Raw genomic sequence first — 26118 nt, forward strand, 5'->3', positions numbered from 1 at the left:
AGTAATAGCGTGTTTTTTCCGCCGCCGACGGGGTGGGCGGGTGGGAGGAGGCGGCGGAACTAAAAATTTAGCAGGTCAGGAAATCCTACGTTATTGCTTAAGTACTCTACAAAATCAGAAATTTTCTCGTCTTCTATAAATGGAGCTTGCAATCTTATCGGCAAAGGATAGCCCGAACTCCTGAATAACATATCGCCTTTACTTGTGAGTCTCTCTGCTCCTGAAGAGTCAATTATATTTTTTGAGTCTTCAAGTGTCTGAAGCGTAAAAGCTGCCCTTGCCGGAATATTTGATTTAATCAGGCTCGTTATTACATCATTTGAAGGAGTCTGAGTCGCTAAAATCATATAAATTCCTGAAGCTCCGGCCTTCTGTGCTAATCTTGCTATTAAACTTTCTGTCTCATTTCCGGCCGAATACATTAAATCAGCTAGTTCGTTTATTATAATCACTATACGGGGCAATTTCTCATTTTTGCGATTGTAGGCTGATAAATTTCTTACTTTAGCGGCTGAAAATTTTTCCGTGCGTTCCTGCATTTCGTGTAAAGCCCAGTTAAGAGCCTTTAAAGCCGTCTTCACGTCATAAACAGGAGTCGCTATTAAATGTGAAAGATTTTCATAAATCGCAAAATCTGTCTGTCTTGTGTCAATCATTAATAATTTAAGCTCATCGGGACGGCAATTTGCGCACATTCCGAGAATGCAGGAATTAATGAATACACTTTTGCCCGCTCCTGAACTCCCGGCGATTAAAATATGAGGCATTGACTCGAGTCCCTGTATAAAAATTTCTCCGTCGATTTTACAGCCAAGCGGCATAATTAATTTTGCTCGTGAATTAATGAACTCTTCAGAATCTATAATATTTCTCAATGGAATAATTTTACGTTCGAGCGCAGGAACTTCAACTCCAGCATAATGAGTCCCCCATATAGGAGCCTCGATTCTTACCGGCATTACAGCGAGGGACATGGCCAAGTCGTCAGCAAGTTCAAGAATGCGGCTCACTTTTGTGCCGGGGGCGAGTTCTAATTGATATTGAGTAACTGAAGCACCGTTTATAATTTTTGCGACACTGGCATTGACTCCGAAATTCTTTAATGATGAAATTATTTGCTTGCCTTGTCTCTCTGAAGATTTTATTAAATCCTTGTCGAACTCAATAACTTGTTTAGCTCCGTAAATATCAATAGGAGGCGGAAAATTTGCTATATCTTCATGCTGTGATTGCTGGGAGTCGTTGACTTGTTCGGGCTTGTTTGCTTGTAACTCGTCAATAGCATCAATAGAAGGAAGGGGGCGGCGAAATTTTTTCATACGTTTAGCGGGCTCTCTTTTCTCAGGAGCTGATATTTTGCTTTCGTCAAGTGAAGTAATAAGAGTGCTGAACATATTAATTGCGGCTTTCATGGGATCTTTTTCGGGTTCTGGCTGCTGTGTATCATCCTGCTTTAAATTAGGGTCGGGGATTCGCATTGACTCAATTTCTGCCTTAGCATTAAGAGCCGACAATAACGGCATTGGATCAGAAAATTGTATAGCATCGTCATAAACTCTGAATTTAGGGGCGGGAATCTTCTGCGGAAATAAAATATTTTCGGGCTTGTCTTCTGTATATGGATCTCCGCTATAATTTTCGCGCGGTTTTCGTCTTGATCTGGGTCTAGTTTTAGATTCAGAGTCTAAATCAGAATCAGAGTCCGAGTCTGAATCTGAATCAGAAAAATTCATAACTGGTATAGAAATTTTCAGAATCCTAGAGCCGAACAGATAAGCCGACAAAATAAATGACGCTATAACGAGTAAAAGTGTTATAAACGTTCCTATATTCAAGACAAAAAATTTAGCGAGTCCGCTGCCTAGTCCCCCCGGTTGAAATAGAGTCCAGTCAGAATCCCAGCCTGTTTCACGCAAAAATCCCAGCATAAACGAGAACGAAATATAAAGCTGAAGAGTGCCTAAAACTTGACGAGGTACACGAGGGACTCGAAATCTAAATAATTTAGCGGCACATAAATATATCACGAAAAATAACGGGACAATGAACGCGCCTCCCCATGTTGAACGTAAATATCTGCCCCATTCGCGCCCGCCGTCGCCTGTAAATGAACTGTCGAATAATGCCAATATACAATAAAAGCAAAATAATATGATTCCAAATAATAATAATTCTCGTAAATCGCCTTTATTCTTGTTAGTCTTTCTTCTTCGCGGCAAAAAATTCCCCTCCTGATTTAATTAATTATTTTTCCGAGCGTACCAGCCTGATATTTTGCTGATGTTCACGGAAAGATTTAGAAAAATAGTGATAGCCGTTCTTATTCGCTACATAATAATAATAATCGTTTACTTCAGGTTCGAGGGCTGCTCCCCATGCTGCTGTGCCGGGTATACAAATGGGCTTAGGGGGTAATCCTGAAATCTTATAAGTATTATACGGCGAGTCAATCTCTAAATCTTTATTCAATACGCGCGTTAGTTTACGGCCAGCGAGTCTCCATGCATACACAACTGTAGCGTCAATTTGCAGGGCCATATTTGATTTTATTCTGTTATTAATTACTCCGGCAACTGTAGGACATTCTGAGTCATGCAAGACTTCACGCTCAATCATTGAGGCAATTATAGCAGCGTCAACTAAATGGCTTGAATCTAATTTTTTTGCTTTGATTAAATCGCCGCGTAATTTCCACCATGCAAGTGATGCCGCCTGAACAGCTTCGTCGGGTGTTCGTTCGACTAATAAATAAGTCTCAGGCTCAAGAAATGCTATTCTCGTGTATTCGTCATCGGTGATAGATTTTATTAAGTCCTGCATTTCGTCCGGATAATTTGAGTCGTTAAGTAATGCCCGTGTGAAAGCTGCTATATTAAATCTGCTGTCTTGAGTCTCTAAATTTTCAGCAAGCGCAAAAATATCAAGTCCCGGCAAAATTTGTAATTTCAGTAGTGCTGGCTTGGCCGTCTTTAACTGTCTTGCTAAGTTCCACGGATCTGAAGGCACAACGGAATAATTACCGGCTCTAATTTTCTTGTCAATGCCGAATTTTGCGAGCCAACGCGCTAATTGTGAAGGTGAACCGCTTTCAAGTGCTCCCTGAATCTCAAAAGCACGTGCTGCCTGTAAAGCTGTCATGCCGCTTGAAATAGTAACACTTATTGTATTGCCATCAGGAATAGGCAGTAAACCGTCCCAGAATTTCAGCGGAGTCTTTGTGTAATATGAGAAAGCCATTCCCGCAATTGCTGCCCATGATAACATAAAGAATATAATAAATATCCCGTATAATTTAGGCTTTCTCCGGGTTAATTTGTGAGGTCTGACTCGTTCACGTGAATTATTATATTTTGTCTGCAAGTTCTTAGCACATCCTGTTATTATTTTGCGTTTATTATAGCAATTAACATAAAAATTTTATTCTTTATTCGTCATCGTCATTATTAGCAGGATCAGCGGAAATTCTTGCACGGCCTCTTGTACTGAAGATTATATAATACTTGCTTTCGTCTGTGCCTGTTATTGTGATAGTTCCCGATGGTCTGTAAATATTAGAGAGTGTATATACAAATTTTTTATTAGGTGAATATTTGCAGCCTGAAGTAGCATTTAAACTTTCATCAGGATTTATATCATATGACTCATTATTCCATTGCATTGTGATATTATCATCATTAAATTCAAAAGAAAACGCTTGATGAGTCCTATTTGCCGTCTGAGTTAATTTATTAATCCATTCTAGGACTCTTGCTGCCTCGCGTTCGGCCGTCTGATTTGCCATTTTAGTATTAATGAGAAATACTGCTATACCCGTTAAGATTGCACAAGCTGTGATTAATTCTGTTAGAGTGAAAGCAAGCCGCTTATTATTTTGCATTATAGAAATCTCCTTTTATGTTAAGAATAAGGCTGAAATTTACGAGATTCTTGACTTGAGAAGTCCCGGGAATTACTACACTCTCAAATAGTCCGCTTTGTTTGAGTCCCTCGCTCAAAGATTCCAAAGACTCAGCATCTGAAGCCGTACCGGTTATATTTACGACAAATCCCGTGCCTCCTGCTGTAAAATCTGCATTATTTAATTTGATTCCCGTGCCTGCATTTGCCTCGATTGAGTTTAAGACTTCTAAAATGGGAATATCACCGCGCAAAAAATTTAATACCTGCTCAGTTTGTGATTTATTTTGAGAGAGTGAAGTATTATTTTTCATGAGTTCCATTCTATGTTCTTGAAGCTCGCTGATAAGTTCGCGGTTATGATCTATAGCACGTGTTAAAATTCTAGCTCGTGAGTTTGCAAATAAAATAGTTCCCAGTGATAGAATCCCGAATCCCGACATCAATAAAATTAACGCGATTCTATTTGGATTCATTGAGTTTTTGCGTTTCTCGAATGCTATATATTCGGCCGGGCGCAAGTCCATTATATATTCGTCATCGGGGTCTCTCATTGCTAGTCCGCGTGCTTTGTAGAACTGGCTGGAAAAATTTACGATTTCTATATCAGTCCCGGAAGTTATATTTACGTTTACGTCTGCAAGAATTAATTTACTGAGTTTGACGCGCTTATATTGAGTCTCAACAAATTGCAGAGTGTTGCGAATGTCCCCGAAACTATTAGAATTATCTGCAGTCCTGAAAAAAATCCCGTGCCCTTCCCAAGTCGTTACTATATTGTGTCGATCTGCAAAAATACAAAGTCCCTCGCGGTCTTCAGGAATTGCGCGTAACATGGCAAAATTTGCGGGCTCTATTGCTTTAACAATAATTCCTAATTTGTTGGCGATTTCTATTAATTGATCTATATAATTTCTTCTGACAGCTGCAGCAAGAACGCTAACAGTATCGACAGTTCTATTTGATGTAGGAGTCTCTATTATAATCGTGTCAAAAATTGCTTCAGAACTCGGAAATGGGAAACTCTCTTCAAGATTTAGTGCTAACGAGCTTTTTATGTCATCTAGGCTCATTGTCGGGAAGTTCAGGGGCCTTATTATTACATCGCCTGAAGGAATGCCTATAACTACTGGGACGGAAATTTTGCCGGTTTCTTTTATTAGCTGCTTAAATCCGCGCTCTAACATTTTAAAATTTTTCATTGAGTTATTACTCATGCAGCCTTCTTCTAAGGGAATTCTAATATGTCTAATATCTTCGCCGTTCTCGTCAATTTCTATATAACCGAGTCCGTCATTTCTTATAGCAATTCCCGCATTTATACTTGATTTAACAGGATGAAATAGCCGCATTATTCTCTGAACCACACTTCCTGATGGAAAATTGTAGTCTTGTCTACATCATTGCTTACAACTTCCTCAATCATTAAACAATTATTATTATTATCAATTGGAGCATAAGCCCTGATTAAAAATTTTCCGGGCATGGCTGGGAATAGCTGTTCATACGGTTTTTGCAAGATATATTTTCCTTCATCTTTCAAAGACGTATCATATAATTTATAATCCAGATTATGTATATTCACTGTCATTTTGCCGTCTGATGCAGATTTTGATAATATTCTTGTCCCCTCATCAGAATAAAATGACTTAGCTTTATTTGTTATTTCGTAATAATAGACATCGTTTAAATTATTAATTTGAGTTATGGATTTTTTTGCTTGTGAAATTAAATTCTCAAGGGCGAGTCTAACTCCCATGATTTCGCGGTCTTCAGTGAGGGACTCAAATGACTGCACGGAGAAAAAGAAAACTTGAGTCATTATTAATGCTGCTGTCAGAAAGAAAACTAACAGACTCACAAGTGAAGCCCCGCGCCGACTCCTAAAATTTATCGCTCTGTCTTTATCGCATGAATATTTATATTTGCATTTAGCACACAATTTTTTATCGCCTCTGATTTCAGGAAATTTTTTAGATTTTAGCGAAATAACTTGCCAGACTGTATTAAATAAATCCGGCAAATTTGATTTTATCATAGCAGCAACGCTCACAGAGTCAAAAATATCGGGCGATTTCTCATCAAGATAAATTATCTCAATTGAGGGCGTTATACCTGTCTTCTTAGCAATCAGCCAAGCATAAACGAGACTTTGAGCAAGCGGCACAGTTATATCACTCTTGTTATATGCTTTGAACTCGAATAATCGGACTTCACCTTTATCGGGATTAAATAATAGTGCGTCATAGCGTCCCTTAATCGACAAATAGCCGTATTCAAGAGTATAAATGCCTTGTAAATCCTGCTCAGGTTTAATAAAAATTTTATCGTGTGAATTAATCCCGCTGAAAAATTCAGACATTGCTTTAACCCATATTTTTATGCCTGAAGCGACCGCTAATAATTGATTCGCCGTAAATTTTTCTGAGTTCATAGCGGCAAACGGCAAGAAAATTTTTTCACGAATCAAATTCTCAAGTTTTCCATTTTCCGGACTGCTTTTAACTGCGTCAATAATCTCATCGTGTAAAGGACTCATATCATTATAAGCTGCCTCAAAAAATACCTGCGCTATATTCTTGTGAAAAATTGAGCCGTAATACTCACTTCCGTTAATTCCGACAGTCCACGCTGATTTTTGCCTCCTGTGCAATTTATAAGCGAGCAGGGCCGGACATCTTTGACACAAAGCAATATCGCTAACTGTAATATAACAAGTCTTCATTATATAAATATACTTACTTTCTATCAGCCATAGTGATTAAAATATCGTCTCTTGAGTTAAACAGCCTGAATTTATTATTACTCTGCAAAAAATTCATGAATTCGGGGCGTGAAATTACATGATCCCGGGCTGCTAAGAATTCAAGTGATTTATTTATGCTGATTAATTTCATGGGCGACGCGTTTACTATTTCTATCAGGACACTCTCAAAACTTGCCGGGACTTGTGATTCTGTTTTCTCCGGAGTCTGAGTCTGACTCTGACTCTTAGGCAAATTAATATTTAATAGATTCAAGCTCCTGACAAAAATTTTTATATCGTCTCTAGTTGCTGCCCTTGCGCCTGTTGACGGGTAAATATTTACATCGCCGTTATCGACCCGGTTGATTAAAGCTGCCAGCCCGTACCATTCAACACGAGTAAATTTATTAATTAATAAAACTTTCCCGCCCGCGTCTTGAAATTCCTGTAAAAGTTTAGCTACCTGCTTCCAAGTCGATTTATGTAATTGAGCTTCAGAAATATAATAGCAAATATACTCGTTTAAAAAATTTATTCCCTGCTTAAGTGCGTTGGAGTGTGAAAGATTATTATTGCCGGTTACTATAAAGAAAGCAAATTTTTTATTGTTGAATTCAGCGAAAACCTTTAAATGTTTGCTTGACCCGCGCGAGACCTTGAAATTTTCATGTGAAGACAGCCAGACTCTAAGAGATAACGCTAATAAATCAGCATTTGGAGGCCAAGATTTTACATCACGTTTTATTTTATTGCATTCGTCATTGAATACGCCTTTAAGAGTCATAAAAATTTCTTTCTCGTATTTATTATTGCCGGGTAAATCTAATAAAATTTGCGTATCTTGCTGTGATTCTTGCGTTTGTGATTGAGTTTGAGTCTGATTCTGAGTCTGAGTTTGAGTCGAGTCTTGATTTGGTGCTTCGTCCCTAAAAATTGCCCGGTTAGCAAGTTCTATTACCATGCGGGGCGAGAATCCATTTTTTAATTTTACGCGATCGATTAAAAACTGGTAAAATTTTTCTTGAGTCTCGCTGTCTTTATCACAGAAGGCAAATGCTATTCTCTCTCTTATTAATTGCTGTGCTTGACTAATTGAACATTCTCCCATTGTGATTTTATGATGTTCGAGTCTCTGATACACTGACGAATTTAAACACGGTTTTATTTTCACGTTCCATATATCAGGCTTCATGAAACACAGCGGCAAAATTCCTACTAGATTATCACTCAATAAATGAATGATATTACCAAATGCAAAAATTAATTCCTGATTCCCATTCATTGAGTCTAACTGGTCAAAGCATACAATCATAGGCACATGAGCATAAGCAAGCAATAATCCCAGTGAAATTAAAATTTTTTCGGCGGCACTCTCTTTTTTTGCGTCAGTCATTGAGTTAATATCACGTGAAGGCAGGCCAAGTTTTAAAGAGTCCTCCTCGTCGAGTCCTTCTCTGAGCCAGTCAATAATTAAAGCGCGCATATTTTCATCAGTTGTCCCGGCATATAGCAAAATACATTTAAGCACGTTTTTATCGAGTCCCGGCATATCACGAGCTAAATAAATTCGCATGTCAATCTTGTCAATACTCGCAAAACCGTCATTGATTCTGCGTTCCCTGTATGAGCTTAGTACTTCATTTACAAGCATATCAAATTGAGATTTATTCGAGCTGTGAATTTGCAGTAAACTTATAAAAATTTCTGATAATAAATCCTGTGTTACGCTTTCAGGATCGCGGAATGCCCTGACAGTTACGAAAATTGCAGGCCTTGAATTAGTCCTGAGTCTGCGCAAGATTCTTGTCAGCATGTGAGTCTTCCCTGAGCCTGATTCACCTAGTATTAACCCGGCAAGAGGCATAGAAGGCTCCCGGCGTTTATGTCTGATTAATTGCTCAATTTCTTCAGACGCTGATCTATTTAATTGCTGTAAATCAGGATTCATATTCTCCCACGGCACCGGCGACGCTGAAGACTCAAATGGGTTATTTTCTCGGAGCTGCTTAAGAATCAAATCATTATCTGACATTTCTTGTAACAGTCCCCATTCTGTAATTATTCTCGTCCATAAAGCAATCTTTTATCTCATCCGGAGTCATCGTTGACTCGTCTGCAATGTGCATTTGTATTAATTCCCTGTCGCGTAACATAGTCAACATTGAGTCAAATAAATCGCGGGGCCAGTTTAATTTTTTGCGTAAATCACAAATTCTCACAAAGATTCGGCCGTTATCGAGTTCGTCAAATGCTTTCATGAATTCTTCCCGGCTGTAATCGCTCGGGTGTGTATTAGTTCGTTCAGGTTCGTGGATATGTTCAAATTTTTGAGTCTGTATCTTCCCCGAATTATCAATCAAATAAAATTTAGTATCTAAATTTTCATCCAGTCTGCTTTTAACTCGGCCTGACTCGACTAAACTATTTAATATTTTAGCGACATCAGCTTTTGAGAACGGCAGAGAACGGGCTATTAATTTCGCACTCTTACCCTTAACGCTGTCCATTTCGGCAATTACTAAATCTTCAGGCTGACAGGGTACGAGAATATAAGTTATCGGGCCTTTCTTGTGAAAAATAAATTTGTCCTTCACTTGAGGCTCTATTACTTTGCGGATGGCTGAAGCTGTGTGACAGTCTTCAATACCGATTAGCCGCCTGATTTCTGCTCCCATTGTTATAGACAGCTTACTGACCGTCATAAATGGGCGTTTGTTATCGTCTAATATTTCTTGAATAATTCCTGAAACGCTTTGATTATTCATTTATGAAAATTTCTCCCTTCTGTATAATTAATTTCTCAAATCAGCCGGATTATTCCTATGTCAGATAAAATTTGAAGCAGAAGTCCTGAACTTATTTTTTTCCTGCGTGACTCCATTTTTGTCTGACTTTGTGAAATCCCTGCGATTCTGCAAGTTTTATATTTTCACGGGCTGTCAATGACGGTAATTTAGGACTCATTACATAGCAATTTTTTGAAGTCCTATAAACTCAATATCATCATTATAATCATAAAGTTGTATAGCTTCCTTCATGTTTGAGTCAAGTTCTTCAAGAGTCCTCGCCTGAGTATGACACCCGGGCAATGATGGAATGCTCCCGATATAATAGCCGTCTTTATCTCTTGTGATTGTCATAAAATATTCGATTCCAGTTTTCGGCATTAAATCACTCTTTCACGAAAAAATTTTTTGATAATTATTTATAGAAATTTTATAGCATATACACGAAAAAATGACGAGATTTTTTGCGGACTTTGTGAATTTGTAAACATATTAGTATACTTTTACAAATAATATCTTGCTGTGATGGTATACTCGCTTGAGTTTCTGCCATGTACACGGCGGATATTTTTTTATGGGCAATTTCTTTAATGCGGCCGTGAATATTATACAAAAATTTTTATTGCACGTCATAAATAAACACGTAAAGATTCACAAAAATTTTTAACTGGCTTGCGAATAATTAATAACGGGAATGCTCGAAAATTTTTATTGCACATCATAAATAAACGCGCAAAGATTCACGAAAAATTTTCACGATAATTTTTTGCAACATAAGAAAATTTTTTAGCTCTATGAGTTATTGCTATTACTTGAATTAAATCACATTCTTGTAGCTGTAAATGTAGCTGTAAAACTTGCACTCTTTCACAAAAATTTTGCTGCTTATATAATATCAAAAAAGGAGAAATTTTTTATGTATCATGAGCCAGTAATGTTAAATGAAGTTATAGAATTAATACGCACTCACTCAAATAATAAATCAAACTTGCGAATCCTTGACGGGACACTTGGACTCGGCGGTTATTCTGAGGCACTGTTAAAAAATTTTAGTAATCCTTATATTCTCGGAATTGACAGGGACGAGTCAGCTATAAATTTTTCACGCGAGAGACTCAAGGATTTTAACAATTTCGAGGCACTTCACGCAAATTTCGGGGATCTTGACTCAATAATAAAAAATTTTGATCCGTTCGATGTATTTGTCTTTGATTTAGGAGTGTCGAACATGCAAATTTCTTCACCTGAACGCGGCTTCTCGTTCAACATTGACGGCCCTCTTGATATGCGAATGAATCCGGACGGCGACTCATTGACTGCACGGGAGATTTTGCGGGACTACGACTCTAAGACTCTTGCAAAAATTTTCTGGGACTACGGAGAAGAGAGATTTTCACGTCAAATAGCTTCAGCCATAAAACGCACTAAATCGCCGATTAATACTACATTTGAACTCGTGAATCTGATTCGCTCGACATTGCCGCAGCCCATTCAACGAAAAATGGGAACTCATCCCGCACGCAGAATCTTTCAGGCTCTGAGAATTTACATAAATAACGAGTCCGGAGAACTTGAAAACTTGCTGAAATCTTTACGCAAAATAAATAATGACGCAATTATAATATTTGTCTCGTATCATTCACTTGAAGACAGGTTAATCAAGAAAAATTTTAGACAATGGCAAATTGATAATCACGGGAAGATTTTGACTCGGCATCCTTTGACACCTTCAGAAAATGAGATCGAATTAAATTATAAATCCCGCAGTGCAAAATTAAGGGCATTTTGTATTATTTCAAACTAGGCAATTTACGCAAAATGTGTTATTATCTTTCACACGATTAACAAATTTATAAATAATTCGGGGGCGAATGACAATGCGTAAAAGTAAACAAGGTAATAATAGAGTCAAAGTTACAGTAAGATTCGTGCTAGCATTGAGTCTCGTAGCTGGGTTAGTTGTAGGGCTTGGCATATTGAGATTTCACGCCGCTCGTCTTGCATATTATCTTGAGTCAATTAATCAATCAATACAGAAATATTCAGATGAGGAAGTTGTTTTGCGTCAAGAACTCTCTGCACTAGTTGCGCCCATTAGGGTTTATTCGTACTGCAAAGAGAATCTGGGAATGCAAAAAGTTTTGAGGGCTGAGACTATTTCTGTGAGGTCAAGGAACGGAGAATTAACAGCGTCTCGCGATAATAAATCAGCAAATAAAGGCGGCTGGCGTTCGACACTTGCTTGGCTGCTGGGACAATAAACTATAAAATATGCCGTCAAAATCACGTCTTAACAGGGCTGGAAATCCCTGGATATTATTTATTCTTGCGTTCATTATTACCGGAGGAACTTTAACGGCTCGACATTGCTGGCCAAATCCCCGAATCGTTCAGCAATCACAGCATCAATATTGGAAACGAGTCCCCCTTGATGCAGCACGCGGAATAATTCAAGACTCAAAAGGTAACGCATTAGTCATTTCTGAAACTCTGCCGTCATTTGCTATAGATCCGTCAATTATTGATATTTCGAACGATATTCCCGAACTCGCTCAAGTTTTATCGCCCGATATTCTTAATCGAGTCCGTAATGCAATGGGTACACGCTCGCGATTCATGTGGCTTAATCACAAAATTTCTGAATCACAGGCCGAAATCTTTCAAGAGTTAATGCCAAAAATTAGAGCACTTATTCAAATCGATGAGCCGTATAGAAAATATACAAATCAGCGTTTAATGTCGCATATTTTAGGATTCTGCAACGTCGACAACAGGGGACTCGCAGGAATCGAACAGGCATGGGACACGACTCTATACACTCCGCCCGGTCAAAAAATTGTAGTTCGCCGTCCGGGAAGTCAGCCCGCTTCACTCTTAGAAGAAGAATCAGAACATAGAACAGTAACTCCGATTGTAACTCTTACAGTTGACAGCAGAATTCAATATGTCGTCGAGAAACATTTATTTAAGGCGGCAGAAGACAACGGGGCAAAATGGGCGGCCGCAATTTGTATGAATCCTAACACCGGCGAAATTTTATCAATGGCAAGCTGGCCTACTTATGACGCTTCTAATAGGAAGACTCTTTTAACGACTGAGTCATTATCAAACGGGGCTGTCAGTCGAGGCTATGAACCGGGATCTACTTTTAAGCCGATATATTTAAGTATTGCACTTGAACGGGGCTGGGCTCAGAAAGACGAAATATTTTTTTGCCCGGCAAGATTAAAAGTTGCTGACGGTTACATAAAAGAGTCTTATCCTGTAGCAATGGGCAATATCGACACGGCTCAATTATTAATAAAATCTTCAAACGTGGGCATGGCTCAAATCGGAATCAGAGCAGAACGCACTAAAATGTATGAATGTCTTCAGGCACTCGGATTCGGTCAAGAGCCCGATATAGAATTACCCGGAGTCGCTCGCGGAATTTTGCCTTATCCTGAAAACTGGCGCGGAGTTACTCCCGCAAATATTGCGATCGGTCAGGGCTTGGCCGTTACTCCTTTGCAATTAATTACTGCGATGGCTCCAATCGTGAACGGCGGGAAGTTAATGAGTCCTTATATAGTTAAGGAAGCAATGAATTCACGCGGCGAAATAGTTTACAAGGGCGAACCTAAAGTAATGCGCGAGGTTATTACTCCTGAGACAGCCGAATGGATAAGAGGGGCAATGCGCAGAGTCGTTCTTGAAGGCACAGGCAGAAGAGCAGCTACTGATATTACGGAATTAGCAGGCAAAACAGGAACGGCACAAGTTCCGGAAAAAGGCAAATATTCGGCGACTCGTTATGTTGCTTCGTTTATAGGATTCTGGCCGTATGAAGACCCTAAATATTTAATGCTTGTAGTAATAGGCGAACCCACGAGCGGGAGAATTTACGGCGGTGAACTCGCTGCACCGTCATTTAAGGCAATTGTTGAAGAAATGGCAGAACTCGAATATTATTCATAAATAATAAATAAAGCATGAAAGCAGGTTATAAAATTTGAGCGCAAAATTTGATAATGTCCTGAGACTAATACGGGCAAATGACAAAAATAATTCTGTTCGCATTATTAATCAGGACAATTTTAATCCCGAAATTTTTGACGTAATATCAGACAGCAGAGACGTTAAAGCAGGGACTTTATTTGCTGCAATCAAAGGCGATACTTCAGACGGACATGACTATATTAATAACGCTGAGTCAAAAGGTGCGTGCGCTGTTTTGTGTGAACGCGAAGTAGATTCTAAATTGCCGCAAATTATCGTACCCAGAGTCCGCGATTTTCTCGGTGAAGTAGCTTCACTTGTCTATGATCACCCTTCAAGTAAATTATTAATGGTCGGAGTTACAGGCACAAACGGCAAAACTACAACGACATATATAATAAGAAGTATTTTACAGGCCGCAGGAATTAAAACGGGCTTACTCGGAACGATTATAGAGAGCGACGGCAATATCGAGAAAGATGCAGACAGGACGACTCCTGAAAGCTGCATAATTCAGAGACAATTATTTAACATGGTAAATAATAAATGCGGTGCTTGCGTAATGGAGACTTCATCACACGGGCTGTATTTAGGGCGCATTAAGGGAGCTTTATACGACGTAGCAATCTTCACAAATTTATATCCTGAACACTTAGATTTTCATTTGAACATGGATAATTATTTCGCGGCGAAAAAATTATTATTTACTGATTATACAAAGCCGAATTTTACAGGAGCGGCAAATTTTGATGATTTATACGGGAAGAGATTATTAGCTGAATTTTACGGGAAGATTCGCGGGTTCGGACTGAGTGAAGACGCTGACTCAAGAGTTGTTGTCTCACATGGCGCTATTAACGGCACTGATTTAGCTGTTAACTGCAATAAATACGGCCCTATCAGGCTTCATTCTCCATTAGTCGGCGATTTTAATATTATGAACACCCTTTGTGCTGTAACTGCAATGCGCGGACGAATTGATGACTCCGCAATTATTGACGGAGTCGCAAATGTTCCGCAGATTCCCGGCCGTCTTGAAAGAATTGATTTACAAAACGGTGCTTGCTGCTTTGTAGATTTCGCTCATACTCCTTCAGCTTTAAAAAGTGTCTTGAGCGTAATTCGTAAATTATCAGGCAAAGACGCTAAAATTATTTCTATATTTGGACACGGGGGCGGACGTTACGAGAAAAACCGGCCGGAACTAGCAAGGGCAGCTTCAGAATTTGCGGACGAAATTATTATCACGTCAGACAATGCACGCGACGAAGACCCGCAGTTAATAGCAAACTCAATCGCAGAGGGCGCAACTATACCATATAAAATTATTCTTGACCGAGCCGAAGCCGTAAAATTTGCGCTTGATAACTCAAAGAAGGGCGATATACTCGTAATAACGGGTAAGGGGCCGGAAAAATTTTTGTTAATCAAGGATAAGAAAATTCCCTATAATGACACACAAGAAATCATAAAATGGAGGGACTCACACTAAAATGAATATGACACTAGGCAAATTATTCGGGGATAAAGCAAAAAATTTCGCAGATCTTGAATTTCCTTCACACTTGGCCACCGACAGCAGAGACGTTAAACAGGGCAGCGCGTTTATTGCAATTGAAGGCGAAAAAGTTGACGGACATAATTATATCCCCCAAGCAATCGAGAACGGGGCAGCATTAATTATCGCACGAACTGGGAAGGCTCCGGAAAATTTAAATATTCCTGTTATTGAACTTGATAATCCGGAAAAAGATTTAGCGGGTGTTGCAGCAAAGAAATTAGCAGCTCATGAATTACAGGAAGTTATAGGAGTTACAGGCAGCGTGGGCAAGACTACAACAAGAGCAGCATTACAAAAAGTTTTGAGTTCACGCTTTAAAGTTCATGCACCTGTCAGGAGCTTTAATACTTTAATCGTCTGTACTGCTACAATTATGTGAATGCCGCTCGATACTGAAATATTAATTCTTGAGTTCGGAGCAAACAAGCCCGGAGAAATTCGCGAACTTACTGACTACTTCCCGCCCACTTTGGCAGTATTGACAGCTATTGAGCCCGTCCATCTTGAAGGATTCAAGACTCTTAGCGGTGTATTGCGTGAAAAGCTCGAAATAACTAACTCGCCATTAATTGAAAGCATTGTTTATAATAACGATAATGCATTACTCAGCGAACATTTTAAATATGTCGTTAAATCAATGGGAGTCGGCGAATGGAAGGACTCGGATTTTGTAATCAGCCTCGATAATTCAGAATATAATTTGCCTGCTATGTCATTTGTCTTAGCTCACAGACCGACTCAGGAAGTCGCGCGCTTTACTGCAAATGTATGGGGCCGTCATAACGTAATGCCTTTAGCTTTGGCCGCTTCAGTGGGTCATGAGTTAGGCATAAGATTACAGGACTCATCGGACGCGTTAAAAGATTTTGAGGCTTTATCAGGGCGGGGCAGAATAATATTCCCTGAAGAGAATAAATTTATAGTCGACGACGCATATAACGCGAACCCGGCATCAATGAAGGCATCACTTGAAACTTTTTCACGAGTCCAGACTTCCGGAAAAATAGCAGTGTTAGGCGACATGTTAGAACTCGGCGAAGATAAAATTTATTTTCACAAGGAACTAGAGCCGTTATTAGATGGGCTTGATAAAGTTATTCTTGTCGGAAGTTTATGGCGTGAGGCTTTGCAGGATAATGAGAGATATATTTTTGTACCTGACTGGCAGGGGGGCTTAAATGAATTAAGAAATCTCATGAATAATCTTGATTGGCACGGAATATTAATAAAGGCCTCTCAAAGTGTCGGACTTAGCAATATAGTAAAGGAAATCACAGCATGAAATTTTTATACGCGTTAATTTTTCTAGTAATGAGTCTTGCGCTTCAATATATCTGGATAAAGATTCAGAGGCATATACACTTGACTCAACAGCAAAAATCCTACGGCGTAAATATAGAAGTCGAAATAAAATCAGCTACTCCTTCAATGGGGGGAGTAGTTTTTTTATGCTTGGCAATAATCGCATTAATTCTTGATTTTTCCGTTGACTCGTTAATATTCTGGTCATTGCCTGTCTTGAGCGGCGTTATAGGCTTTATAGATGACTGGCTGAAATTCAGGACTCACACGAGCGAGGGATTTCGGAGTCTTTCAAAATTGAAGGCTCAATTAATTTTATGCGCTGTATGGGTAATAATTATATTTTTGCGCGGAAATTTGGCACTATGGCCGGGAGTTTATGATTTAGGGGGCTGGCTTGCGATTCCTGTAGCTTTCTTAATGACTGCGGGGACAATTAACGCAGTAAATATCACGGACGGACTTGACGGGCTTGCGACTGGGAGTTTTCTTATTTCGCTGGCTGTAATGCTTATATTAATTCCTGTTAATGAGTTCAACGCAAAAATTTTGATTGAATTATTCTTTATGAGTGCCGGATTCTTATTCTTTAACACCCGGCCCGCAAAAACTTTCATGGGTGATACTGGCTCGCATTTTCTCGGAGGGGCTTTGGCTGCTTTATGCGTAATGAATGGCCGAACTCTTGCGATAATCCCGGCGGGATTTATATTTATTCTCGAAATGTTATCATCGGCGATTCAGATTTTCACGATTCGCAAACTCAACAAAAAAGTTTTCTTAATGGCTCCGTTACATCATCACTATCAGAAAAAGGGACTTGACGAGACGGCGGTAACTCTAAGATTCTGGCTCGTTCATGCGGTCGGCTCTGTGTTAATTTCGCTTGCTATGTTATGAAGGATTCAATTTTTAGCGGTGTCGTTAATGGCATCGCTATTTTTTTTGCGAAAAATCTATCTTGAATATTATAATTTCTGTGAATATAATTACTAAACTTTAAAATATTATGAAAGGAGAAAAATTTTTATAATGTTACTTATGACCCCCCCCCCCCGTAAAATAACTGAAATTTTTAGGAGATATTTTTTCATAGCAATAATAAAAAAGTTTTTGCTTCTATGTTTGATTATCTTGCTGGGAGCTTTTCCTGCGTGGAGTCAGACTTATACTGTCAATAATATAAATGGACTCACCAACACGCTGAGTAGTGCAAATGATGGAGATATAATTATCCTTGCTTCAGGTGATTATGATTTAGACAGCACACTCACAATCAATAAATCAATCACTCTTAGGGGCAATACTTCAAGCGACACAATAATACAGCGTTCGAGCAGTGCAACCAGCAAATTTAGAAATATAAATATATCAGGAAGTGCTGTTATACTTCAAAACTTGACAATTCAGAATGCTAGTTCTAATGCTGACGGCGGTGGAATTTATTATAATGTGAGTAATGGTACTCTCAGTATTGATAACTGCATTATAACCAACAATGCTGTCGGTAGTAGCTACTCCGGCGGCGGAATTTATAGCGGCGGCATTGTAACTATCACGAATTCCACTATAACAGACAACAATGCAAACAACGGCGGCGGCGGGATTTTTAACGAAAGCACGGCAACTATCACGAACTGCACTATTACAGAAAATACGGCAAACAACGACGGCCAAGACATTTATACTAGTACTAATATCTCAGCACTAAATACGCTAATATGGAATTCTGTATTGAATGAGAATGATGTTATATATGGTACTGTCAATCTAACAAATTGCGCAACGCCCAGCGGAATCGGCACTAATCCCGTTACATTAACTTCATGGTCTAATCCTGTATCATCAAGCGTAGAAGTAAACGGCGTGACTCATACAGTTTTTACGATTGAGAATAACACGGAATTACAAGGACTCGTGGGCAAGGGCATACAAAGCGGCGACCAGACTCCGGCAACAGACCAGATCGGAACTCTCCGCGCAAGTAAGCCGACAATTGGAGCTATTGAGGGAGCTAGTATATCTGTTATTACAATTTCATGCGATGTCGATACACTGGAAATTACAAAAGGTTATTCACGAGATATTACTCTTAGTGCGGACTTGGAAGATGATTATAAAGAATGGCCAATCAGCTGGAGTATTTCTCCTGATGTCAGCGGCATTACAATATCAAATGACGGCGTTTTGACAGTGGGCGAAAGTGTCGCAGTGGGAGTTTACAGCGTTGATATTATTGCGGCTATAACGAGTGGGGACGAGTCTTATTCGGACAATAAAACAATCACAGTGAGTGTATATCCGTATCCTGTTATAGTAATTTCGCAGGCCTCAGCGTCAGGAACAGCAGGGAGCGCATTTACTCAAACATTAACAGCAAATATAACAGTCAACAGCGCAGACTATACAGTAACGCCCGTATGGAGTTATTCAGGAAATTTGCCGGAGGGAATTAGACTCAGCAATGATAAATTTGTAGGAACTCCGACACAAAGCGGCGATTATGAAATTACTATAAAAGTTTCTGCGGACGTTACTACAATTGACAGCCATGATATTATTATTTCAAGTGAGAAAACTCTCACGCTAAATATATCAGCTGCAACGGTTACTATTTCAGGGACTCCGGCACAGTCGGGGAATATAAATTTTTCTGCACATTCAGTGCAACGCCTAACACTCTTACTTACACATGGAGCGCGTCAGGACTTCCCAGAGAGTTAACGCTCAATGAGAACACAGGCGAATTATCAGGAACTCCTACGAAATCAGGAAGCTATCCTATAACAGTTATAGCGACTTCACCCGGCGGAACTGGAACAGCAAATTATACGCTTGAGATAAGTTCTTCAGGCAGTCCGAGCTATTCATACCCTCAAACAGGAAAAAGAACAGAATCTCATAATCAGACCGATTCAACAACGGGCGAGGCATATTCTGAAACTTTCTCGACATTTAACGAGGTTGACTCAGATTCGGGCGGGACTCAAACGGCGACAGGATATATTATTGCTTCAGTCGACATAAAGATTATCACTAAGGCCAACGAATTAAGCGGGGTTGCCGGCTATGATTTTGCAGAACCTGTAAAATTTTACGTGAATATCTCGCAAGATTCAGAGTATAATTATACAAATTATGATCTTTCTGTTGATATATCGAATCTTCCCGACGGCTTTGAGGTCAGCGGCGACAAAGAATTTAATAATATTTCGTTTGATTCGCATGACTTCACGATTTATATCAAGGGACTCACGAATTCGAGTTTTACGCAAGATAATATAATAATTTCTGCCTCCGTTGTAGTATCAGGCGATAACCCAGTTTTAATAACTTCAGCAGATCACAATATATCAATCAACATTGCGGCCGGAATTCTCACAAGTTCAACTTTGAGCGTTAATGATTCAGCAATTGAAGGCGTATTCACAGAAAAATTTGCGCCTTCTATGGATTTAAGCGGCGTAGTATCTGACGTAACCGGAAATTTCAGCGATGGAACGAGTCAAAGTATCAAGAATTCAAGCACTATTACATTTTCTAGTTCTTCACTTCCGGACGAATTCACTATAGACGGCTCTATATTGCAAATTTCAGAGTCTGCGGCGGCGGGATCTTATGATATTTCCATAACTGCAACGGCTAATAACAACGGCATAACATCATCAGGCACTAAAAATATAAGCGTTAGTCTTTATTCATACCCGACTATAACAATTAATACAAGTGAAATAGCAGCGGGCAAAATCGGCGAGAATTATTCTCAAACTTTCACAGCAAGTGCAATTGTAAATAATTCTGACGCGTCAATAACTCCGACATGGATTCTCGAAAATGGCACATTACCGGCGGGGCTTGTGTTAAATTCTGAAGGCACGATTTCAGGGACTCCGACACAAAGCGGCTCATTTGACATTAATATAAAAGTTTCTGCAGATGTTACAACGGTTGACAATCATAATATAATTATCTCGGCTGATAAAGAATTTATTTTGTCGATAATAGCAAGTGAAGATTTTAATATTCAAATTGTCTCGTGTGAAGTAACTTTATCAGGAAATAACGAAATCACCCTAACTGAAGGCACGGGAGGGAGTTTGACATTTACGCCCGTTGTAAGTGCTCATTACAGCGACGGCTCAGAAAGACTCTTAACGCCCGGCGAATACTCATACACATGGACAATTAATGAAAATTTCCTGACAATTTACAGAATGAGCTTCAATAATGGGACTCTCACAATCAGCGAAAACACCCCGGCCGACAAATATAATATCGCAGCAACTATAAATATTTCTGTGAATAATCTTACAGCGTCGGCAAGCAAATATTTTAATGTTGTCATAGAGTCTAAATCAGGCGCACAAAGCAAAGATTTTATAATTGATGTAGGAGGCGACGGCGAGTCTGTTACTCTCACAATTAATAATAATTCAGGGAATCCTGTAGAGTCTCTTGCTGATATAACAAATAAATTATCTCAAGCTGAGAAAGAGTTAATCACAGAAATCGACTTGAATAATAACACTACTATTAAAGATTTAGCGGGTATTACTGAATTCAAGAATTTAAGTTCACTCAATGCGGGAGGCTGTGAATCTCTCAAAGAAGTAGACGTAAGAGGCTGCAACAAACTGGAATATCTTGATGTATCTTCGTGCGATATAGAAATTTTATTAGTTGACGGCTGCGAATCTTTACGCGAGTTAATTTGCGGTAATAACTTAATAGAAACTCTTGACTTAAGCACATGCCCAAATCTTGAAGTTCTTGACTGCCAAGCTAACAATCTTTCAGAGCTCAATATCGAGTCAAATAATTTATTGATAGAGATAGATTGCAGCTATAATAATTTGCCCGCGCTTGATATTGCAGAAAGTTTCTTTACACTCTTGAATAACTTAATTTGCAACGGTCAAGAAATTTCCGGAGTAAATGCAGAGTTAGACGGCGATGTTTACCGCATAAATATTAATACTCTCGGCAATGTCTCTAACAGTGATATAGAAATCTCGGCGAATCCTTCAACGAGCGCGATAATGCCAGACAAAATTTATAACGTGAAAGCCTATAATAATGCCGGTGAAGAAATTATAATAAATTATGACTCTAAAACGGGAATATTTGAGTCGTCTCAACAGCCGGCAAGCATAAAATATTATTACATTACAGGCTTTGAAAATATAGATATGGACGTTACATTGCAAATTACAGGAGAAGACCCGGCACCGACTCCGACTCCGACACCTGATAATCAATTTACAAGCGGCGGAGGTTGTAATTCTGCGTTCGGGTTGATTTCGTTAATGGCTCTTGCTATGTTCAGACGGAAAAAATAATTTGATTTAAGCAATAAAAAAATTCCCCGGTGAGATTCGCTCCCATCGGGGAATAATATTATATTCTAGTAACGCAATCTATAAGCAGGGAAGTAAATTCGTTCGTCGCTTAAATTCTCTTTTTGTGCGGCGAGTGCTTTCTCTCCTTCAGTGCCCATCTTTCGCGCTAATACAGTCGTCAATACATGTACTGCAAACATTGAGCCTATAAGGCTGCTTCCAAATAAAGGCGCTCTATCACTCACAAAAAACTGCATGTCCGCATATGAACACACAGGAGCGGCGGGGCTGTCAGTTATTACGGCGATTTTGCAATTAGTGCGTGAAGAAATTTCTTTAACTGACTCGGCTACTTCTATTACGTAACTCGGCAGCTCACACACAATTAACATGTCATTTTTTCTGATTCCTCTTGCTTGTTCTAATAAAGATAGAGACCCCCTGCGCATTAAAACACTCTTGAGTCCAAGTTCCGCGAATCTCGTATAAAGCCACTCTGCAGGCATTGAAGAAATACCCCAGCCCATACAGTAAATTACATCGGATTTGATGACTGACTCGCAAAAATTAGTTACTCCTTCATGATTGACTACAAGATTTCTGCAAGTTTCATGAATATTAGCTTGTTCAAGTTTCGCTAATTCTTCCGGACTCTCGTCGCCCAAATCTGAATATATTTCTGAAGTCGGGTTAATTTGCTTTAATAATTTCTGCTTAAGTGTATTCTTGAGATCCGCATAACCTTCAAAGCCGAGCATTCTCGAAACCCTCACAAGCTGCGCCCTTGAGACTGATAATTTATCTGCTGTCTCGCTTATAGATTGGAAGGCTGCTTCAGAGGGATTTGCAAGTAGATACTCAGCCACGCGTCTTGTTTTTGCCGGGAAGTGATTTAATCGGCTTCTGATTCTTTCTTCGAGTCGTTTAATGTCCATTGTCAATACTCGCGCACCTCACGTAATTTACTCCGCTGCCCCTCGATGAGCGCAAAGTGCCTGTAACGCTTACGGGGTCGGAGTCATTCATGCCCGTTAAAATTTTTCGTAAATTTTCGTCGTAAACTCTCACAACAAGAAAATCACGCCTTGCATGTCCGTCTAATTCTTGATTTTCCTGTCTTACTGCAAAACGTGTATATTTGCCCGTGCCTGTTTCGCCTTCTGCCTGAGCCTTGATAGTATGCACAAATCCCGAAATTTTTACGCTGTTTTCGAGTGTGCCTAATTCTTTAAGCTCTTCAACTTCTAAGACAGCAAGATATAATTCACCGCTGCCCTTTGACGAACGCAGAACGCCCTTAACTTTCACGGGGGTATTCTCGGCCATAGCTCTTAATTTTTCCTGAACTTCTGAAGGAAACGCCCGAGCATTCAAGAAATCTTTGCGTGTTGTCCCGTCGCTCCATAAATTCTCGTGTCTGACTGCAAACGGGAAGTATTTTGCTGACTTCTTACCGCTCAAGTGATGAACAAGGCCGGATAAAATAACCTCGTTTAAATGATTCATTGGGTATCATCCTTTCTATTGTAGAAATTTGTAACACTTCTCTGTAATTTTACTACACTTTACATAATAAATTAAATCACGATATTTGCTATATAATTTTACGGACATAATTATAATAAATTTTTTGCTTAAATAGTGAAATACTCACAGTTTTATTCTATAATTCTATCATTATGACAAATATACCATTAAATATTTTCCGCGAGTATGACATACGCGGACAAGCAGACAAAGATTTAACAGATCAGACAGTGAACGCAATCGGGCGGGCTTATGGGTCATGGCTGATTCGTTCAGGCGTTGAGGGTGCTATAACAGTCGGAGGCGACGCAAGATTATCTACTCCACGAATTAAAGACGCGCTAATAAAGGGAATTCTTTCTTGCGGACTCGATGTTATTGACGTGGGACTCGTTACGACTCCTATGCTTTATTGGAGCTTGATTAAATTCGGAGTCAAAGGCGGAGTCATGATTACAGGCTCACACAATCCCCCCGATATGAACGGCCTAAAATTATGCTTTGAGCACGGGACTTTATACGGTGAAGATGTCAAGAATATCGGCAAAATCGCGCAGTCAGAATTTTTTGAGTCAGGGCAGGGCAAATTGAATCACGTAAATATTGATAATGATTATATAAAAATGTTGTTGTCAAAATTTATACTGCCATTCAACAAAAAATTTAAAGTCGTTCTTGACTCTGGCAACGGAGCAGCAGGGCCTACAGCTAGAAAATTTTTCGAGGGACTGGGCTGTGAAGTAATCTCATTATTTGATAAGCCGGACGGGAATTTTCCGAATCATCACCCTGACCCGCAAAAAAGTGAGAACTTGCAAATCTTAATCAACCGTGTTAAATCAGAACATGCTGATATAGGATTCGGCTTTGACGGCGACGCAGATAGAATCGGAGTAATCGATGACGAGGGCAATATAATTTTTTGCGATAGACTCATGTGTCTTTACTGGAAGGAAATTTTACGGACTAATCCCGGCGCAGTCGTCTTAGTTGAGCCTAAATGCAGTATGATTTTACCCGAATCAGCTGAGAAATACGGCGGGCAAGTTTTATACTGGAAATCGGGGCATTCACTCATAAAAGCTAAGATGCGCGAGACAGGGGCATTATTTGCGGGCGAATATTCGGGACACATGTTTTTTGCTGATGAGTTTTTCGGGCATGATGACGCGTTTTATTCGGCCGGGCGTTTATTGCGGATAATGTCGGACGAGCAGAAATCTTTATCACAGTTAATGCAGGAATTCCCGCTTTACCCGTCAAGTGAAGAGATCAGAATCCCCTGTGATGATAATACAAAATTTCAAGTTGTCTCAAGAATTCAGGAGAAGGCGCAGAAAGATTATCAATGCAGCATAATTGACGGCGTTAGAATTCTTTATCCTGACGGCTGGGGCTTGATTCGAGGCTCAAACACGCAGCCCGTTATAGTTGTAAGATGTGAGGGACGAGATAAAGACTCGCTCATGAGAATAGCAGACGACGTAAAATCAAGAGTCTTAGCTGAAGGACTGCCCGATTTCACATGGACATTTTAAGCGCGACAACTAATGCGAGGCCGCAATATGGAGTAATAATTTATCCTGAAGGCGGCTTTGTATTGCCCGTAAAATCTCACACTGAATTAGAAATCGGCTTCGGCAACGGAGAATTTACTGTACAATACGCAAAGAATCACCCTGAAATTTTTTTATACGGTATAGAAATTTCTCAATCCTGCGTGCTTAGGTGTGCTAGGCGGGCTTATGGGCTCGAAAATTTGCGGATAATTAACACTGATGCCCGTTATATGCTCAAAGAATTATTTGACGACGAGTCACTAAATAAAATTATTATGCAATTTCCTTGTCCGTGGTCAGGGAGTTCGAACGCTCATAGACGAGTTACTGCGAAATGTTTTGCTGATGGACTCGCGGCTGTTCTTAAAATTGGCGGCATATTTGAATTTATTTCAGATGACAGCGAATATTCACAAGAAGTAAAAAATGTTTTAGGGAGTCACGAGGCTTTGAATAATATCAGCTTTGAAGTCAACCCCGCGCGCGAAATCACGACAAAATACGAGCGTAAATGGCTTGAAGAGGGCAAAAATATTTACAGGCTCGAATTCATGAAGACAAAGGCATTTACAACTATAAGGCAGGTCAACACACAGGAAATGCACATTAAAATCAATAAATTAATCACGAGTCAAGATATAGAGAAAGTGCGCAATATTACAGGCAAGGACTCCGAGAAAAAATCATTCTGGAAATTTGGCCGGAATTTCATAGACAGCAATAATACAAGCTGGCTAGTTGAGACTCTGACAAGTGATGACGAGTTCGAACAAAAATTTTATATGAATATTTCTCACAAAGAAGGCGGATTCTCACTTGTTAGGCTTGATAAGACGGCGGACGCGTTTTTGACTCCGGCAGTTAGAGCAGCAATTACCGACGCAGCTAATAAATTATCACAATAAATATAATTCACAACATGAAAGAAATTCGCCCGACTTCAAATAAAGTCATGCTCGCATTGTTTAATATTTTAGGCGATAAAGTTAGAGACTCTAAATTTCTTGATTTATTTGCGGGAACTGGCACTATAGGACTTGAATCACTCAAACGGGGCGCAGAGTCCTGCGTATTTGTCGAGAGTGTGAGGGCACGGGCTGACTCAATCAAACAAAAAACTGACTCTCTTGTCTTATCTCTTGAAATTCGGCGGGCTTTATCGTGGCTTACAAAACGGGGGATGAAATTTGATATTATTTTTGCTGATCCACCGTATAATTCTGACTGGTGCGGGACTCTTCCGACATTAAGCAATCTCACAAAAATTTTTATGCCTGACTCTATATTTATAATCGAACACTCAATCAGAGAAAAATTAACATTCAGCGAAAATCCCTATAACTTGCAAATAATTTCGACTCGTGAATACGGCGAAACCGCTTTAACGTTCATGAATCTGTTATAATAGCCTGCTGATATAAAC

The 26118-nt window shown here is 39.5% G+C and carries 22 protein-coding genes; 12 read left to right on the forward strand and 10 right to left on the reverse strand.

The genetic code is table 11. The features are described 5' to 3' along the window. Nucleotides 1-59: 59 nt before the first annotated feature. From IJS99_03560 to IJS99_03595, 8 genes are all read right to left on the reverse strand, one after another. A complete protein-coding gene (locus tag IJS99_03560) occupies nt 60-2219 on the reverse strand; it encodes a hypothetical protein (GenBank protein ID MBQ7560899.1) in 2160 nt (719 codons plus the stop codon). 25 nt (nt 2220-2244) lie between these two features. After that, on the reverse strand, nt 2245-3360 hold the full coding sequence (gene mltG / locus IJS99_03565) for an endolytic transglycosylase MltG (GenBank protein ID MBQ7560900.1): 1116 nt from the start codon (nt 3358-3360) through the stop codon (nt 2245-2247). A 64-nt stretch (nt 3361-3424) separates the two neighbouring features. Further along, nucleotides 3425-3877 (reverse strand): hypothetical protein, encoded by a 453-nt coding sequence (locus IJS99_03570; protein ID MBQ7560901.1) that lies wholly within the window; start codon nt 3875-3877, stop codon nt 3425-3427. Continuing rightward, nucleotides 3867-5249 (reverse strand): pilus assembly protein PilM, encoded by a 1383-nt coding sequence (gene pilM, locus IJS99_03575; GenBank protein ID MBQ7560902.1) that lies wholly within the window; start codon nt 5247-5249, stop codon nt 3867-3869. The genes IJS99_03570 and pilM overlap by 11 nt, the downstream gene beginning before the upstream one ends. Further along, nucleotides 5249-6622 (reverse strand): PD-(D/E)XK nuclease family protein, encoded by a 1374-nt coding sequence (locus IJS99_03580; GenBank protein MBQ7560903.1) that lies wholly within the window; start codon nt 6620-6622, stop codon nt 5249-5251. Before IJS99_03580 ends, pilM begins: the two co-directional genes overlap by 1 nt. Before the next feature lie 13 nt (nt 6623-6635). Further along, entirely contained in the window at nt 6636-8675 is a 2040-nt protein-coding gene (locus IJS99_03585) for a hypothetical protein (GenBank protein ID MBQ7560904.1), read from the reverse strand. Then, complete coding sequence (locus IJS99_03590) at nt 8665-9408, reverse strand: hypothetical protein (protein MBQ7560905.1); 744 nt, start codon at nt 9406-9408, stop codon at nt 8665-8667. Before IJS99_03590 ends, IJS99_03585 begins: the two co-directional genes overlap by 11 nt. Before the next feature lie 198 nt (nt 9409-9606). Next, nucleotides 9607-9783, reverse strand: a complete 177-nt coding sequence (locus tag IJS99_03595) for a type II toxin-antitoxin system HicB family antitoxin (GenBank protein MBQ7560906.1) — start codon at nt 9781-9783, stop codon at nt 9607-9609. Between the two features lie 562 nt (nt 9784-10345). Between IJS99_03595 and rsmH the strand changes: the two genes are divergently transcribed. The 9 genes from rsmH (at nt 10346) to IJS99_03640 (ending at nt 21609) form a co-directional block, all read left to right on the forward strand. Next, nucleotides 10346-11233: a 16S rRNA (cytosine(1402)-N(4))-methyltransferase RsmH gene (rsmH, locus tag IJS99_03600; GenBank protein ID MBQ7560907.1), complete on the forward strand. Its 888-nt coding sequence runs from the start codon at nt 10346-10348 to the stop codon at nt 11231-11233. A 73-nt stretch (nt 11234-11306) separates the two neighbouring features. Next, nucleotides 11307-11690, forward strand: coding sequence for a hypothetical protein (locus IJS99_03605; GenBank protein MBQ7560908.1), 384 nt, complete (start codon nt 11307-11309; stop codon nt 11688-11690). 10 nt (nt 11691-11700) lie between these two features. Continuing rightward, complete coding sequence (locus tag IJS99_03610) at nt 11701-13386, forward strand: penicillin-binding protein 2 (protein ID MBQ7560909.1); 1686 nt, start codon at nt 11701-11703, stop codon at nt 13384-13386. 34 nt (nt 13387-13420) lie between these two features. Then, a complete protein-coding gene (locus tag IJS99_03615; protein ID MBQ7560910.1) occupies nt 13421-14899 on the forward strand; it encodes a UDP-N-acetylmuramoyl-L-alanyl-D-glutamate--2,6-diaminopimelate ligase in 1479 nt (492 codons plus the stop codon). Between the two features lies 1 nt (nt 14900). Next, on the forward strand, nt 14901-15347 hold the full coding sequence (locus tag IJS99_03620) for a hypothetical protein (GenBank protein MBQ7560911.1): 447 nt from the start codon (nt 14901-14903) through the stop codon (nt 15345-15347). After that, entirely contained in the window at nt 15348-16250 is a 903-nt protein-coding gene (locus tag IJS99_03625; protein ID MBQ7560912.1) for a UDP-N-acetylmuramoyl-tripeptide--D-alanyl-D-alanine ligase, read from the forward strand. Beyond that, nucleotides 16247-17170: a phospho-N-acetylmuramoyl-pentapeptide-transferase gene (locus tag IJS99_03630; GenBank protein MBQ7560913.1), complete on the forward strand. Its 924-nt coding sequence runs from the start codon at nt 16247-16249 to the stop codon at nt 17168-17170. The genes IJS99_03625 and IJS99_03630 overlap by 4 nt, the downstream gene beginning before the upstream one ends. A 213-nt stretch (nt 17171-17383) precedes the next feature. Further along, a complete protein-coding gene (locus IJS99_03635) occupies nt 17384-18994 on the forward strand; it encodes a DUF4957 domain-containing protein (GenBank protein MBQ7560914.1) in 1611 nt (536 codons plus the stop codon). A 374-nt stretch (nt 18995-19368) separates the two neighbouring features. Next, on the forward strand, nt 19369-21609 hold the full coding sequence (locus IJS99_03640; protein ID MBQ7560915.1) for a putative Ig domain-containing protein: 2241 nt from the start codon (nt 19369-19371) through the stop codon (nt 21607-21609). 65 nt (nt 21610-21674) lie between these two features. Here IJS99_03640 and IJS99_03645 read toward each other — a convergent pair whose 3' ends face one another. Continuing rightward, nucleotides 21675-22544 carry a MurR/RpiR family transcriptional regulator gene (locus tag IJS99_03645; protein MBQ7560916.1) on the reverse strand — a complete coding sequence of 290 codons (870 nt, stop codon included), beginning with the start codon at nt 22542-22544 and terminating at the stop codon, nt 21675-21677. Next, nucleotides 22534-23115, reverse strand: coding sequence for a hypothetical protein (locus IJS99_03650; GenBank protein ID MBQ7560917.1), 582 nt, complete (start codon nt 23113-23115; stop codon nt 22534-22536). Before IJS99_03650 ends, IJS99_03645 begins: the two co-directional genes overlap by 11 nt. A gap of 173 nt (nt 23116-23288) precedes the next feature. Between IJS99_03650 and IJS99_03655 the strand changes: the two genes are divergently transcribed. The 3 genes from IJS99_03655 to IJS99_03665 are packed head-to-tail and all read left to right on the forward strand — an operon-like array spanning nt 23289 to nt 26100. Continuing rightward, nucleotides 23289-24674: a phosphomannomutase/phosphoglucomutase gene (locus IJS99_03655; protein ID MBQ7560918.1), complete on the forward strand. Its 1386-nt coding sequence runs from the start codon at nt 23289-23291 to the stop codon at nt 24672-24674. Beyond that, nucleotides 24662-25600, forward strand: coding sequence for a tRNA (guanosine(46)-N7)-methyltransferase TrmB (gene trmB / locus IJS99_03660; protein ID MBQ7560919.1), 939 nt, complete (start codon nt 24662-24664; stop codon nt 25598-25600). The genes IJS99_03655 and trmB overlap by 13 nt, the downstream gene beginning before the upstream one ends. Nucleotides 25601-25614: 14 nt before the next feature. Then, the gene (locus tag IJS99_03665; protein MBQ7560920.1) at nt 25615-26100 is read left to right on the forward strand and encodes an RsmD family RNA methyltransferase; all 486 of its coding nucleotides are present in this window, start codon (nt 25615-25617) and stop codon (nt 26098-26100) included. Nucleotides 26101-26118 lie beyond the last annotated feature (18 nt).

This window comes from Synergistaceae bacterium (assembly GCA_017444345.1).
Lineage (GTDB): Bacteria > Synergistota > Synergistia > Synergistales > Aminobacteriaceae > JAFUXM01.

What these genes read in the sequence shown, in the direction of transcription:
- IJS99_03570 (MBQ7560901.1), bottom strand. Translation starts at nt 3,877, where the DNA reads ATGCAAAATAATAAGCGGCTTGCTTTCACTCTAACAGAATTAATCACA.
- pilM (MBQ7560902.1), bottom strand. Translation starts at nt 5,249, where the DNA reads ATGCGGCTATTTCATCCTGTTAAATCAAGTATAAATGCGGGAATTGCT.
- IJS99_03580 (MBQ7560903.1), bottom strand. Translation starts at nt 6,622, where the DNA reads ATGAAGACTTGTTATATTACAGTTAGCGATATTGCTTTGTGTCAAAGA.
- IJS99_03585 (MBQ7560904.1), bottom strand. Translation starts at nt 8,675, where the DNA reads ATGTCAGATAATGATTTGATTCTTAAGCAGCTCCGAGAAAATAACCCA.
- IJS99_03590 (MBQ7560905.1), bottom strand. Translation starts at nt 9,408, where the DNA reads ATGAATAATCAAAGCGTTTCAGGAATTATTCAAGAAATATTAGACGAT.
- IJS99_03595 (MBQ7560906.1), bottom strand. Translation starts at nt 9,783, where the DNA reads ATGACAATCACAAGAGATAAAGACGGCTATTATATCGGGAGCATTCCA.
- rsmH (MBQ7560907.1), top strand. Translation starts at nt 10,346, where the DNA reads ATGTATCATGAGCCAGTAATGTTAAATGAAGTTATAGAATTAATACGC.
- IJS99_03605 (MBQ7560908.1), top strand. Translation starts at nt 11,307, where the DNA reads ATGCGTAAAAGTAAACAAGGTAATAATAGAGTCAAAGTTACAGTAAGA.
- IJS99_03610 (MBQ7560909.1), top strand. Translation starts at nt 11,701, where the DNA reads ATGCCGTCAAAATCACGTCTTAACAGGGCTGGAAATCCCTGGATATTA.
- IJS99_03620 (MBQ7560911.1), top strand. Translation starts at nt 14,901, where the DNA reads ATGAATATGACACTAGGCAAATTATTCGGGGATAAAGCAAAAAATTTC.
- IJS99_03625 (MBQ7560912.1), top strand. Translation starts at nt 15,348, where the DNA reads ATGCCGCTCGATACTGAAATATTAATTCTTGAGTTCGGAGCAAACAAG.
- IJS99_03630 (MBQ7560913.1), top strand. Translation starts at nt 16,247, where the DNA reads ATGAAATTTTTATACGCGTTAATTTTTCTAGTAATGAGTCTTGCGCTT.
- IJS99_03645 (MBQ7560916.1), bottom strand. Translation starts at nt 22,544, where the DNA reads ATGGACATTAAACGACTCGAAGAAAGAATCAGAAGCCGATTAAATCAC.
- IJS99_03650 (MBQ7560917.1), bottom strand. Translation starts at nt 23,115, where the DNA reads ATGAATCATTTAAACGAGGTTATTTTATCCGGCCTTGTTCATCACTTG.
- IJS99_03655 (MBQ7560918.1), top strand. Translation starts at nt 23,289, where the DNA reads ATGACAAATATACCATTAAATATTTTCCGCGAGTATGACATACGCGGA.
- trmB (MBQ7560919.1), top strand. Translation starts at nt 24,662, where the DNA reads ATGGACATTTTAAGCGCGACAACTAATGCGAGGCCGCAATATGGAGTA.
- IJS99_03665 (MBQ7560920.1), top strand. Translation starts at nt 25,615, where the DNA reads ATGAAAGAAATTCGCCCGACTTCAAATAAAGTCATGCTCGCATTGTTT.